The organism is Streptomyces sp. NPDC093598, from assembly GCF_044764825.1.
Classification (GTDB): domain Bacteria; phylum Actinomycetota; class Actinomycetes; order Streptomycetales; family Streptomycetaceae; genus Streptomyces.
In genome coordinates, this window is the sequence record NZ_JBIWIV010000018.1 from 44,842 (window position 1) to 58,201 (window position 13,360).

The following is a 13,360-nucleotide window of genomic DNA, read 5'->3' on the forward strand; positions in this document are numbered from 1 at the left end:
CCACCCCAACCCCCCACCCCCTTGGGAGAGTTCCGTGCTCGGAATCCCTCGCAGAGGCGGACTGCGTCCGCTGCTCCTCGCCTTCGCGCTCGCGGCCACCGCAACCGGTGGCGCGGTCGCACTGCCCGCCGCGCCACCGGCCGCCGAGGCGGCCGCGCTGCCCACGAGCTGGGCCACCGTGGTCAACGAGGGCAGCGGCAAGTGCGTCGACGCGCGTGCCGCGGGCACCGCCGACGGCACCGTCGTGCAGCAGTACGCCTGTAACGGAAGCCAGGCCCAGCAGTGGCAGTTCCAGGACACGGACTCGGGCCATGTCCGGGCCGGCAACCGCAACGACGCGGCCAAGGTCTGGGACGTGACCGAGGTGTCCGCCGCCGACAGCGCCCCCGTGCAGCTGTGGACCTTCGGCGGTGGCGGCAACCAGCAGTGGCAGGCGGTCGCCGAACCCGGCGGGGCCTTCCACTTCGTCAACCGCCACAGCGGCAAGTGCCTGGACGTACCGGCCGCCTCCAGCGCCGACAGCGTCCAGCTCCAGCAGTACACCTGCAACGGCTCGGCCGCCCAGTCGTTCCACGTCCACCCCGTCGACACCCAGCAGCCGCCGGGGACACCCGACCTCGGCCCCAACGTGACCGTGTTCGACCCCTCGACGCCGAAGGCCACGATCCAGAGCGCGCTGAACGCGGCCTTCGCACAGCAGGAGACCAACCAGTTCGGCAGCGCCCGCAAGGCCTTCCTGTTCAAGCCCGGCACCTATGAGGCCGACGCCGACGTGGGCTACTACACGCAGGTCGCCGGTCTCGGCCTCTCCCCCGACGACGTGACCATCCGGGGCGCGGTGCACGCGGAGGCGGACTGGTTCCAGGGCAACGCGACGCAGAATTTCTGGCGTTCGGCGGAGAACCTGTCGGTCACCCCGCCGTCCGGCACCGACCGCTGGGCGGTGTCGCAGGCCGCGCCGTACCGGCGTATGCACCTGCGGGGCGACCTCCAGCTGGACGACGGCGGCTGGTCGAGCGGCGGCTACATGGCCGACACGGTGGTCGACGGGCAGGTCCGGTCGGGTTCGCAGCAGCAGTGGCTGACCCGCAACTCCCGGCTCGGCAGCTGGACCGGCTCGAACTGGAACATGGTCTTCGTCGGCAGCCAGGGAGTGCCGGCCACCGGCTTCCCGAGCCCGCCGTACACGACGGTGGCGCAGAGCCCGGTCGTCAGGGAGAAGCCGTTCCTGTACGTCGACCCGGCGGGGGCGTGGAAGGTGTTCGTGCCCGCCGTGCGGACCAACTCCTCGGGGATCTCCTGGGCTTCGGGCACTCCGGCCGGCACCTCGCTGCCTCTGTCGGACTTCTTCGTCGTCAAGCCGGGCGCGACGGCCGCACAGATGAACGAGGCGCTGGCGGCCGGCAAGAACCTGCTGGTCACTCCCGGTGTCCACCACCTGGACCAGACGCTGCGGGTGACCCGGCCGAACACCGTGGTCCTGGGCCTCGGTCTGGCCACGCTCATCCCCGACAACGGCATCACCGCGATGACGGTCGCCGACGTGGACGGGGTCAAGCTGGCCGGGCTGCTCGTCGACGCCGGCACCACCAACTCGGCGCAGCTGCTGGAGATGGGCCCGAGCGGCTCGTCGGCGGACCACGGCGGCAACCCGAGCTCGCTGCACGACGTGTTCTTCCGGGTGGGCGGTGCCGCCGTCGGCAAGGCCACCACGAGCCTGACGGTCAACAGTGACGACGTGATCGGCGACCATCTGTGGATCTGGCGCGCCGACCACGGCAGCGGCGTCGGCTGGAACACCAACACGGCGGACACGGGCCTGGTGGTCAACGGCGACGACGTGACGATGTACGGCCTGTTCGTCGAGCACTACCAGAAGCACCAGACGGTCTGGAACGGCAACGGCGGCCGGACGTACTTCTACCAGAACGAGATGCCCTACGACCCGCCGAACCAGGCGGCCTGGATGGACGGGTCGACGCAGGGATACACCGCCTACAAGGTCGCGAACACGGTGACCAGCCATGAGGCGTACGGGCTCGGCAGCTACTGCTACTTCAACGTGAACCCGGGGGTGGCGGCCGAGCGGGCCATCGAGGCGCCCAACCGCCCGAACGTCCGCTTCCGGAGCATGGTGACCGTCTCCCTGGGCGGCACCGGGACCATCCGGCATGTCGTCAACGACCGTGGCGGCCCCTCCGACTCGTCGACGAACGTGGCCAACCTGGTCGCGTATCCGTGACCGGGGGCTAGCCGCTCCCGCAGTCGAGGCTGTCAGGATCGACGGCCTCGGCCATCGCCCGCATCCCCCTGTCGTCGGGGTGCAGATGGTCGCCGCCGTCGAAGACGGGATCGATCCGCTCGGGGTCGTCGGGGTCGCGCAGGACGCGGTCGAAGTCGGCGACCCCGTCGAACTCGCCGCTGTCGCGGATGAAGGCGTTGACCTGCCGCCGCACCGCTTCCCCGGCGGGATCCCACTCCTGCCAGCCCTTGAAGGGGGTGATCGTGGCGCCGACGACGCACTTACCGGCCGCGTGCGCCCGGTCGATCAGCCTGCGGTACCCGGCGATCAGCCCGGCACCCGTGGCGCCGGGCTCGGCCTTGATGTCGTTGACGCCCTGGAAGAGGAACACCGTGCGCACGCCCGGCAGCGAGAGCGCGTCCCGCTGCAGGCGGTTCAGGGCGCTCTGCCCGGGGCCGTCCTGGAGGACCTTGTTCCCGGCGATGCCCGCGTTGGCCACCCCTTTGACCGTGGCGCCGGATGTGCTCAGGCGGCGGGCCAGGTAGTCGGGCCAGCGGCGGTTCCGGTCGGTCGTGGACCGCCAGCCGTCGGTGATGGAGTCGCCGAGGGCGACCACGGCACCCGTCTTGTTCCGGGGCCGTACGGTGACGGCGTCGAGGTAGAACCAGGAGCCGGTCCGCTGCTTCCAGTGGGCCGCGCTCTCCTCCGCGGTGTGGTCGCCCTCGGTGGTGTACGACGTCTGCATCGCCATCCAGTGCCCGGTGCGGGTGCCGCCGGCCCGGGAGACGTACAGGCTGACGGCGAGGGTGCTCGCGGCGGGGACGCGGCCGGGCAGTGGGTCGCTGTGGACGATGCCGCCGGCGGGGACGGTGACGGAGCGGGCGCCGCCGAAGGTCAGGCGCCTGTTGCTGCCGGGGACGAGGGCGGCTCCGTCCCGTCGCAGGCCCGCGTGGACGTTGCCGAACGTCACCGGCCGGTCGCCGAAGGCGTTGGACAGCCGCACCCTGAGGCCGCTGCCGCCGACGCTGGTGTGCACCATCAGCCGGTAGCCGCGGCCGCCGGTAGCCTCGCCGACCTGGCCGGCCGAGGAGGCCCAGGTGACCACGCCGCGCCCGGCCGCGGCGGGGACGCTGGGCGTCGGGCTCGGCCGGTCCCCTTGAGGTACCGTGCCGGTCCCGCAGCCCAGTGCGACGCAGGAGGAGAGGGCGGCCAGGGCGGCACGGCAGCGGGGGCGTGCGGTGCGGGGCATCGTCGGCGCTCCTTCGGCCGGTCGGTGGTGTGCGGGCGGGATCACGGGACGAGGATCCGCAGGGTCACGAAGCCGCCGGGCGCGGGGCGGATCCTGCGGGTGTACCCGGCGTGCGCCACGGTAGTGGTGAGGCCGCCGACGCTGCGCGGGGTGGCCTCTCCGGGCGTGCCCTCGCGCCGGAGCGGGTCGAGGACGGACCCGCCGCGTACGCCGGTGCCTCGGACGCGGCCGTCGTCGGCCCGGGCGTCCGGGAGGGCGGGCAGCAACTCGACGCGCTCCGGTCGCGACTGGGCGAGCATTTCGATCATGGCGACCGGAGTACCCAGCTTCGGCGTCGATCCGCCGCTTGCCACCACGGCTCGCGATCTTGGCGGAGGGAGACGCTCCGGGCGAGGATGCCGGTATGAAGGGTGACCTCTTTTCCAGTGAGCACATGGTGCAGCCGGCCGTAGCGCCGGGCATGACCGTCGAGAACGCCAAGTGCATCCGCTACACGGTGAACGGCGACATGCTCGCCCGGCAGGGCGCGATGATCTCCTACCGCGGCAACCTCCAGTTCGAGCGCAAGGGCCAGGGCGTGGGCGGCATGCTCAAGCGCGCGGTCACCGGGGAGGGGCTGCCGTTGATGGCGGTGCGCGGCCAGGGTGAGGCCTGGTTCGCACACGAGGCGCAGAACTGTTTCATCGTCGACGTGGAGCCCGGTGACGAGTTCACGGTCAACGGCCGCAACGTCCTGTGTTTCGACGCCACGTTGTCGTACCGCATCGCGACCGTGAAGGGCGCGGGCATCACCGGCGGCGGCCTGTTCAACAGCGTCTTCACCGGGCACGGCAAGCTGGGCCTGGTGTGCGAGGGCAATCCGCTCGTCATCCCCGTCTCGCCGCAGTACCCGGTGTACGTCGACACGGACGCGATCGTCGGCTGGACCGCCGGCCTGCAGACGTCGCTGCATCGCTCACAGTCCATCGGGTCGATGCTGCGCGGCGGCTCCGGCGAGGCCGTGCAACTGCTGCTCCAGGGCGAGGGGTACGTCGTCGTCCGCCCGAGCGAGGCCACGCCGCACAAGCCCGGGCAGCACTGAACTCCCGTCAGGTGATCCGCGCCTCAGAGGCAACCCGGTCCGTTCCGCCGACGTCTTGATCGGCAACAGGTGACGCCCTGGCCCGTGTGGCCGGGGCAGCTCCCCACCCCTCTATGCACCCCATGTATACACACTATGTATACATGGGGTGCATACGGACCGAAAGGCATCGATGTACGGCAAGGCATTCGCCCCGGAGTACCAGGGCGCGCTCACCACCCTGTCCGTCAACTCCTCACTGACCGACGTCCTGGCCGCGGGCACCGCGCAGTTGAGGGCGGCCGAGCGCGCCGGACAGCCCGGGGAGGCGGCACGTTCCGGACTCGCGGTGGCCGAGGCGCACCGCCGGCTGGGCCGGATCGAGGACGCGGACCGGGCCTGGAAGGCGAGTTACCGCGCGGCCCGGCAGGCCGGGGACCTCGGGGCGATGGCCTGGGCGCTGTGGAGCGGCGGCACGCTGGCCCGGCAGCGCGGCGCGCTCCCGCTGGCCCGCCGGCTGCTCCGGCTGGCGGCCGACCTGGGCGAACGCGGCGGAGACATCGTCGTCCGCGGCTACTCGCTGGCAGGCCTGGCGGAGACCGGCCGCATCCAGGGCGACTACGAGGCCGTCGGCCGGCTCCACGAGCAGTTGCTCGCCGAGGCCCGGCGGCGCGGGGAGGCGCGGCACACGGTGTGGGCACTGGAGGGCATCGCGCAGATGCACCGCAACACCGGGCGCTACGACACGGCGTACGCCCTGTTCGAGGAGGCCGCGGAGATCGCCGCTCGTGCCGAGGACCGGCGTGGTCACGCCTGGGCGCTGCGCGGGCTGGCCGATGTGGTGTCGGTCCGTGACGGGGACACCGAACGGGCCTTGGAGCTGCTGAGCGAGGCGGAGACGACGTGCCGCGCGATGCGGCTGTCCAGCGCGCTGGCCTACAACCACAAGATGCGCGGAAACGTCCTGTACCGGGCGGGGCGTTACGAGCAGGCGCGCGAACTGTACGAGCAGGCACTCGATGAGTTCCGCGAGATGAGCGAACCGCGTGGGGAGGCCTTGTCGCGGCTGGGGCTCGCCAAGTCCCTGGCCCGGCTGGGCCGCGACCGCGCCGACACGGCGGCCGAACTGGCCGACCTCGCCGGTCTGCTGGAGCGCATCGGCCTTCAGCACGCCCGCAGGATGGTGGCCCGGGCCCACGAGGAACTCGGCATACCGGCGGCCGAGCGGGCGACGGAGGCGGCACTGTGACGGCGCTGCCGACGACGGTGGAGGCGGCGCGTCCGGGCACCACGACGGCATTGCCCCCGGCCACGCAGGCGCCGCCGTCCCGTGGCGCCGGACAAGCGGCACGCCATGGCGAGCCGTACGACCTCGTGGCCGGCGCCGACGGCACCCCCCGGGTCCTCCACCGCTGCCGCGCACTGGTCCGGCCCGCCCTGGAAGAAGCCGTCGGGCGACTGCACCCCTGGGTCGGCGAGATGGCCGCCTACTCCCTCGGCTGGTGCGAGGTCGGCGGTGCGCCGGCTGCCGCCTCCGGCGGCAAGGGCGTACGGCAGGCGCTCGCGGTACTCGGGGCCGAGGCGGCCGGTGCGCCGGGACGGGCCGGGGTGGCCGCGGCCGTCGCGGTGGAGCTGGTGCACACCTTCTCCCTGCTGCACGACGACATCATGGACGGCGACGCGGACCGGCGTCGCCGCCCGACCGTGTGGAAGGCCTATGGCACGGGGCCCGCGGTGCTCGCGGGCGACGCCCTGTTCGCGCTGGCCGTCGAGACGCTCGCCGCGCAGCCAGGAGGTGCCGGGGCGGTGCGGACGCTGTCCGGGGCGCTGGCCGACCTCGTGCGCGGACAGGCGGACGACCTGCTGTTCGCCGACCGTCCGTGGACCGGCCCGGAGCGGGTACGGCCCGACGAGTACCGGGCGATGGCGGAGCACAAGACGGGGGCGCTGCTGGGCTGCGCGGCAGCGCTCGGTGCCGTGCTGGGCGGTGCTTGCCCCGAGACCGTCACCGCGCTCGACCGGGCGGGCCGGCACCTGGGGATCGCGTTCCAGATCGTCGACGACGTCCTGGGCATCTGGGGCGACCCCTCCGTCACCGGCAAGCCGGTCCACGGTGATCTGCGCGAGCGGAAGAAGACCTTCCCGGTCCTGGTGGCGCTCGGCTCCCCGAGAGGCGGCCGGATCGCCGCACTCCTGGAGTCCGGCGACGCGCCCGGCACGGCGGCAGGGCTGATCGAGGAGGCGGGCGGCCGCTCGGCGGCCATGGCAGAGGCCCGGCGGCACATCGCCGCCGTCGAGACGGCACTCGCCGGCGTGCCGCTGGCCGAGCGGGCTGCCGGGGAACTGCGTTCGCTGCTCGCCTACTTGGTGCGACGCGACGTCTGAGCCGACGTGAACGGCGGCGGCCGGGCAGGGTGCTCCGCACGGCCAGAGCGACCAGCGGCGGGCGGGCGCTTGTTACGGCAGGGCGATCCGGACGACCACGCCGTCCCGCCCCGACCACGCCGACTCGCCCGGCCGCGCCGACCGGCCGCCCCGCACCGCGTTGACCTCGGCCCCCTGCGCGCGTCAGGGTTCGACTCGGCGTGCTCCGCGACCCGCGCCGGAAGGATGACTGCCATGATCGGCATCTCGGAGATCGAAGCCGCGGCCGGGCGGATCGCCGGGCACGTCGTACGCACCCCGACCGTGGACAGCCCGGGGCTGTCGGCGCTGCTCGGCACCCCGGTCACCGCGAAGCTGGAACTGCTTCAGCGCACCGGCTCGTTCAAGGCGCGCGGGGCGACGGCGAAACTGTTGTCGCTGAGCGAGGCGGAACGGGCCGCCGGGGTGGTGGCGGTCAGCGGCGGCAACCACGGGATCGCCCTCGCGGTCATGGCCGCGGCACTCGATGTGAAAGCCACGGTGGTGATGCCCCGCTCGGCGCCCGCCCGGGCCGTGGAGATCGCGGAGGCGGCCGGCGCCTCGGTGCGGCTGACCGACGACATGGACGGCGCGTTCGCGCTCATGACGCGGCTCCAGCAGGAGGGCCTGACCCTGGTCCACCCCTTCGACGACCCCGTGGTGATCGCCGGACAGGGCACGGTCGGACTGGAGTTCGCCGCCGATGCCGGTGAGCTCACGGACGTCCTCGTGAGCATCGGGGGCGGCGGCCTGATCGCCGGTGTCGCCGCCGCGCTGCGGGCGTGCCGGCCCGGGGTGCGGGTCTGGGGCGTGGAGACCGAGGGCGCTCAGGCCATGTCGGAGGCGCTGGCGGCGGGCGGCCCGCTGCCGGTCGCCCTGTCGTCGATCGTCTCCACGCTCAGCGCCCCGTCCGTGTCGCAGCTGACGTACGACCATGTGCGGGCCTTGGTCACCGAGGTGCTCGTGGTCCCGGACCGGGACGCCGTGCAGGGCGCGCTGGAGCTGGCGGACCACGCCAAGGTCTGGGCGGAACCGGCGGCCGGCTGTCTGCTGCCCGCCGCCCGGCAGGTCCTGGAGCGGGTCGGCGACGGGGCCCGGCTCGGTCTGGTGGTGTGCGGGGGCAACGCGACCACGGGCGACATGTTCGCCTGGTCGCGTCGTTTCGGTCTGCGCTGAGGTTGCCGCTCCCTCGTGGAATGCGCCGCGAAATTCATCGGAGGGCTTCGAGTTCAGACGTTGTACACGTCCCCAATTACCGCCGGTTACCACCAGGCCGGGCCGGAATTGCGAATCCACGGGCGGCGGCGGGCGAATTCCCCGCGCCCGCGATACCCCGGGCGGCCGAGGTGAACCGCGTCCCGGGCCCGCGAAACGCCCCCCTTTCTTCGCACACTTGCTCCCCTCCCTTGAACAAAGGGCAAAAATCAACGCGGAGTTGCGATCGGATTGAACACAGGCCGCCTCACTCCCCGTACCTCTGGAAAAGGTGAGAGCAGGTTTCCAGCGAGGGATGGCCATGGGCAGGGCGCACGTCTCCACACACCAGTTGGTCGCCGGCCGGTACCGGCTGCTCGACATCATCCAGCGCGAGACCAACCGCATCTGCTGGTACGCCGAGGACACCGGGACCGGCGAGATCTCCCGCCCGTGCCTCGTGACCCAGATCGGGCTTCCGGAGGACTCGCGCGAGGCCGAGCGCCGGGCCGCCGCCCGCCTGCTGCGCACGTCCGAGAACATGGCGCTGCTGTGCCCCGGCCGGATCGCCACGGTCGTCGACGCGATCGAGGAGGCCGGCGCCCTGTGGACCGTCAACGAGTGGATCGACGGCTCCCCGCTCGGCGAACTGCTCTCGGAGCAGGGCACGTTCGACTACGTGCGGGCGGCGCGGATCGGCCTCGGGCTGCTCGACGTGCTGGACGCGGCGCACGCCGCGGGCATCACGCACGGCGAGCTCAGCCCCGGCCAGGTGTTCGTACGCGAGGACCACTCGGTCGTCGTCACCGGCTTCGGCATGGCCGGCGCGACCCTCGCCCCCCGGCTCACGGCACCCGCGTACGCCTCCCCGGAGCAGGCCCGCGACCAGCGCATCGGCCCGGCGGCCGACCTGTGGGCACTGGGCGCGATCCTGTACACCATGGTCGAGGGGCGCCCGCCCTTCCGGGACCGGGGGCGCCCGGAGAACACCCTCAAGGCTGTGGACCGGCTGCCGCTGCGCACGCCGGTGCACGCCGGGCCGCTCACCCAGGTCGTGCAGGGGCTGCTCCGCAAGGACTCACGGGAGCGGCTGACCCGCCCGGTGGTGCGTGAGGCGCTGACCCGCGCACTCAGCGAGGACCCCGAGGCGGCCCTGGCCGCGGCGCCCACCCCGCGGCTGCGCGGCGCCCGTGCCGCGCTGCGGCCGGGGAGCCCGGCGTGGAGCAGACGGACCATGGTGGCGGGAACGGCCCTGGCCGTCGTCACCGTCGCGGTCGCCGTGCTCGCCGCCACCCAGGGGCTGCCCGGCACGGACGGCGGCAGCGACGCGGCGCAGTCGCCGGTCCGGCCGCCGGCCTCCGCCGCCACGCCGGGCGAGGGCACCGGCGGCGACAGCCCCGAACCGTCCGGGGCGCCCAGCCCGCCCGATCCCCCCAAGTCCCCCTCCCCCACCCCCACTCCGTCGGCCCCGTCCCCCACTCCCCCACCCACACCGTCCGCCCCTGCCACGGCCCTGCCGCCCGGCTTCCAGCGCTACCGGGCTCCGGAGGGCTTCTCCGTCGCCCTCCCCGAGGGCTGGAAGCGGCTGGACACCGACCGTCAGGGCGATCTGGCGTACCGGGTCGTCTTCGGCGCCGAGGGGGACGACCGCACGCTGGCCGTCACCTACAGCGCACGGGTCGGCCCGGACCCCGTCGCCGTATGGCGGGACGACGTCGAGCCGAACCTCAAGCAGGCGGACGACTACGACCGGATCGGAGCGATCCGTGCGACGACGTACCAGGGACGCGAGGCCGCCGACATGGAGTGGACCGCGGACGTCTACGGCACACGGGTGCGCACCTACGGCCGGGGCTTCCTGCTGGGTGAGGGCCGGAGCTTCTCGCTGCGCTGGACGACCCCGGACGCCGAATGGGGCGACGCGGCGAACCAGGAGGCGTTGCGCACGTTCTTCAAGACCTTCCGGCCGGGCTCAGACTGAGCCGCGCGGGGCGCGCAGGGAGGTGAACCGGCCGCCGTGCAGCGGCTGGGTACGCCAGTGCGCGGTGAGCGTCCGGTCCGCGAGGGAGCAGGTCAGTGCCAGGCGGTGCGGGGTCTCCAGGAACACCACCTCCACGGCCAGCGTGCCGGGCTCGGTCCAGCCGCCGCTCACCGCGGTCGGGACCGGTTCCTCGGCGACCGTCCAGCCCGCCCCCGCGAGGCGCAGGTCCAGCCGGTCCGGCCGGTCCGGCCGGTCCGGCCGGTCCGGGCGGTCCGCTTCCCCGGTGAGCGTGAGGGTCCAGCCTTCCGCGTCCCGGGCGAGCCCGGCCGACCGGACCGGTCCCGCCTTCGCGGAGGACGTGAACACGGCGGCTGCCCAGTCCCCGTCCCGCTCCAGGGGCGCGGTCCGGCCCGGAGCGGGCGGCAGCGCGAGCCGGCCGAGGCGCTCCCGCAACCCCGCGTCTGCGGCCTCGCGGCCGCTCAGGGGCGCGGGTCCGAAGGCGGGCAGCAGATGCCGCCAGACCAGGTTCAGGTACTCGTGCATCCGCTCGGTCGCCGCTGTCGCCGCGATCACGGCGTCGTGCTCCGGCAGCACCAGGCAGAACTGGCCGAACGCACCGTCGCCCCGGTAGCCGTGCCGGGACGTCCAGAACTGATAGCCGTAGCCCAGGTCCCAGTCCTGCCGATCCGTGTCTCCCATGGCTCCGGCGGTCGGTGTGCGGGGGTACGAGGCCCGGGCCGCCCACCCCTCCGGCAGCAGCCGCTCGCCCTCCCAGAGCCCGTCGCGCAGATACAGCTGTCCGAGCCGGGCGACGGCGTCGGTGGTGGCGTGCAGGCCGCTGAAGCCGAGCTCGCGGCCGGTGCGGTCGCACAGCCAGGTCACCTCGCCGATGCCCAGCGGGTCCAGCAGCCGGGGCCGCAGATACGCGGTGAGCGGCTGCCCCGTCACCCGCTGGACGATCGCGGCGAGCGTGTAGGTGGCGGGCTGGTTGTAGGCGAAGACGGTGCCCGGGTCGCCGTCCGGGGGCAGCAGCAGGAACGCTCGGACGGGCTCGGCGACGTCCCGCCCGAAGGCCTCGTCGACGGTGTCCCGCCGGTGGCCGCTGGACATCGACGCCACGTGCCGTACCAGCATGGCCCGGCTGCGCGGGTCGGTGATGTCGGCCTCGAACTCCGGGAAGTACGAGATCACCGGCGCGTCGAAGTCGAGCAGCCCCTCGGCCTCGGCCAGGGCGGCGGCGGTCCCGGTGAAGCTCTTGCTGAGCGAGTACAGCAGCTGGGGGCGTTCGGGGGTGTACGGCGCCCACCAGCCGGAGGCGACCAGATGCCCGTGCCGCATGATCATCAGGCTGTGCGGCTCGATCTCGGGGGCGGCTTCGAGGGCGTCGAGGAAAGCCTGGACGCCTGCGGCGTCCACGCCCTGGGCGGCGGGACAGGAAGTCGGCAGGGCGGAAGCACTCATGGATGCATCCTGCACCCGTCGGGTGACCTTGATCGAGCCCGTTTCCGGGCTCTCTGTCAGGGGACTCGCCGGTTATGGTGCAAATCGGATACACGATGATGACGGAGCAGGCCGGCCCCCGAGAGCTCGTCGACCATGTGGTGCGGGCCGAGGAGGCGGGCTTCGACTTCTCGGTGACCTCCGACCACTACTTCCCGTGGCTGCGCTCGCAGGGCCATTCGCCGTACGCGTGGGCCGTGCTCGGTGCGGCCGCCCAGGCCACGTCACGTATCCCGCTGATGACGTACGTGACGTGTCCGACGTTCCGCTACCACCCGGCGGTGGTGGCGCAGAAGGCGGCGACAGTGCAGTTGCTGTCCGAGGGCCGGTTCCGGCTGGGGCTGGGCTCGGGCGAGAACCTCAACGAGCACGTGGTGGGCGGCGGCTGGCCGTCCGTCGATGTGCGGCACGAGATGTTCGAAGAGGCCGTGGAGATCATCCGCGCCCTCTTCGAGGGCGGTCACGTCAACCATCGCGGCACGCACTTCGACGTGGAGTCGGCCCGGCTGTGGGACCTGCCGGACCAGGCGCCGCCCATCGGCATCGCCGTCTCCGGGGAGCGGTCGTGCAAACTCGCGGGCCGGCTCGGCGACCTGGTGATCGCCACGGAGCCCAAGGCCGGGCTGCTGGAGGCGTTCGACCGGCACGGCGGGCAGGGCAAGCCACGCGTCGGCCAGCTGCCGGTCTGCTACGACCCCGACCGGGACACGGCCGTCAAGCGGGCGCATTCCCAGTTCCGCTGGTTCGGCAGCGGCTGGAAGGTCAACTCGGAGTTGCCGCACCCGGATTCCTTCGAGGCGGCGACGCAGTTCGTCACGCAGGACGACGTCGCCGACGCCATCCCGTGCGGTGACGACCCGGAGGCGTTCGTCGAGGCCGTCCGCCCGTACGCCGAGGCCGGGTTCACCGAGGTCGCCCTCGTCCAGATCGGCGGCGAGTCGCAGCCGGCGTATCTGGACTGGTCGGAGAAGACCCTGCTGCCCGCGCTGCGCGACGCGTTCGGCTGAAGTCCTCCGCCAGCGCTTCGACAGCCGGTTCCACCAGTTGAGCCCTCCGCCCCGGGGGGCTCTTCTTCATGAGCGCGCTCATCCGCTGGGCCTCGTCGGTCGTGGGCAGGAACCCGGCCAGCAGGAGGGGCAGCAGCAGGCGCCGGACGAGCACCTCGCTCTCCGAGGTGACCTGCGGCCTGCGCACCACGGAGACGTTGACCCGGATCGCGTGCTCGTTGCCGGGCGGGACACCCGGCCGGTCCGTCTCGATCGCGGCGTAACGGTAGCTGTGTGCCCGGTCACAGGCCGGGCAGCCGGCCGGGCCGCAGGCGAGCCGGGCGCCGCAGTCGGGGCACACCAGCCGGTCGAGGGCTGCGTCCACCAGCCGCCAGTCGTGCCGGTCGGGTTCGGCGGCGACCATCCCCGCCAGTACCCGCTCCTGGTCACCGCCCGCGACGGTGTCCCACTCCCGCAGGAAGACCGCCCACTCCCCCTCGACGATGCCGTCCACGAGGTCACGGCAGACGGCGCAGGCGGGGGCACCGCCGTACGCGTAACCGCCGCACTCCGCGCAGCGGCGCAGCACCGCGCCCGCCTCCTGTCGCACCATGCCGGGCATCCTCGCGCACCCGCGCCCCGCTGCGACAACGGTTTTCGGACGGGCCGGGCGGGCGGGGAACAGCGAGGTCAGCGGGTGCCGCTAGGCTTCCGTCCGCACCTCGTGCCATCCGATCTGCCCCGC

At 73.1% G+C, this 13,360-nt stretch carries 11 protein-coding genes; 7 read left to right on the forward strand and 4 right to left on the reverse strand.

The genetic code is table 11. The features are described from left to right. Positions 1-34 precede the first annotated feature (34 nt). Complete coding sequence (locus tag ACIRDU_RS33780) at positions 35-2,242, forward strand: RICIN domain-containing protein (RefSeq protein ID WP_403586879.1); 2,208 nt, start codon at positions 35-37, stop codon at positions 2,240-2,242. 7 nt (positions 2,243-2,249) lie between these two features. Here ACIRDU_RS33780 and ACIRDU_RS33785 read toward each other — a convergent pair whose 3' ends face one another. Beyond that, on the reverse strand, positions 2,250-3,491 hold the full coding sequence (locus ACIRDU_RS33785; RefSeq protein WP_403586881.1) for an SGNH/GDSL hydrolase family protein: 1,242 nt from the start codon (positions 3,489-3,491) through the stop codon (positions 2,250-2,252). Between the two features lie 41 nt (positions 3,492-3,532). Further along, entirely contained in the window at positions 3,533-3,799 is a 267-nt protein-coding gene (locus ACIRDU_RS33790) for a hypothetical protein (protein WP_403586883.1), read from the reverse strand. Between the two features lie 95 nt (positions 3,800-3,894). Here ACIRDU_RS33790 and ACIRDU_RS33795 point away from each other — a divergent pair, with 95 nt between their 5' ends. From ACIRDU_RS33795 to ACIRDU_RS33815, 5 genes are all read left to right on the forward strand, one after another. Then, the gene (locus tag ACIRDU_RS33795) at positions 3,895-4,572 is read left to right on the forward strand and encodes an AIM24 family protein (protein WP_403586886.1); all 678 of its coding nucleotides are present in this window, start codon (positions 3,895-3,897) and stop codon (positions 4,570-4,572) included. A 172-nt stretch (positions 4,573-4,744) separates the two neighbouring features. Then, the gene (locus ACIRDU_RS33800) at positions 4,745-5,800 is read left to right on the forward strand and encodes a tetratricopeptide repeat protein (RefSeq protein WP_403586889.1); all 1,056 of its coding nucleotides are present in this window, start codon (positions 4,745-4,747) and stop codon (positions 5,798-5,800) included. A 50-nt stretch (positions 5,801-5,850) separates the two neighbouring features. Continuing rightward, positions 5,851-6,936, forward strand: coding sequence for a polyprenyl synthetase family protein (locus tag ACIRDU_RS33805; protein WP_403587097.1), 1,086 nt, complete (start codon positions 5,851-5,853; stop codon positions 6,934-6,936). Between the two features lie 234 nt (positions 6,937-7,170). Next, a complete protein-coding gene (locus tag ACIRDU_RS33810; RefSeq protein WP_403586891.1) occupies positions 7,171-8,130 on the forward strand; it encodes a threonine/serine dehydratase in 960 nt (319 codons plus the stop codon). Positions 8,131-8,470: 340 nt separating this feature from the next. Continuing rightward, positions 8,471-10,129, forward strand: coding sequence for a serine/threonine protein kinase (locus ACIRDU_RS33815; RefSeq protein WP_403586894.1), 1,659 nt, complete (start codon positions 8,471-8,473; stop codon positions 10,127-10,129). Here ACIRDU_RS33815 and ACIRDU_RS33820 read toward each other — a convergent pair. Beyond that, a complete protein-coding gene (locus ACIRDU_RS33820) occupies positions 10,121-11,590 on the reverse strand; it encodes a serine hydrolase domain-containing protein (RefSeq protein ID WP_403586896.1) in 1,470 nt (489 codons plus the stop codon). The genes ACIRDU_RS33815 and ACIRDU_RS33820 overlap by 9 nt on opposite strands. Positions 11,591-11,664: 74 nt before the next feature. Here ACIRDU_RS33820 and ACIRDU_RS33825 point away from each other — a divergent pair, with 74 nt between their 5' ends. Continuing rightward, positions 11,665-12,636 (forward strand): LLM class F420-dependent oxidoreductase, encoded by a 972-nt coding sequence (locus tag ACIRDU_RS33825; RefSeq protein WP_403586899.1) that lies wholly within the window; start codon positions 11,665-11,667, stop codon positions 12,634-12,636. Here ACIRDU_RS33825 and ACIRDU_RS33830 read toward each other — a convergent pair. After that, positions 12,533-13,228, reverse strand: coding sequence for a hypothetical protein (locus ACIRDU_RS33830; RefSeq protein WP_403586901.1), 696 nt, complete (start codon positions 13,226-13,228; stop codon positions 12,533-12,535). The two genes, ACIRDU_RS33825 and ACIRDU_RS33830, sit on opposite strands and share 104 nt — an antisense overlap. Positions 13,229-13,360 lie beyond the last annotated feature (132 nt).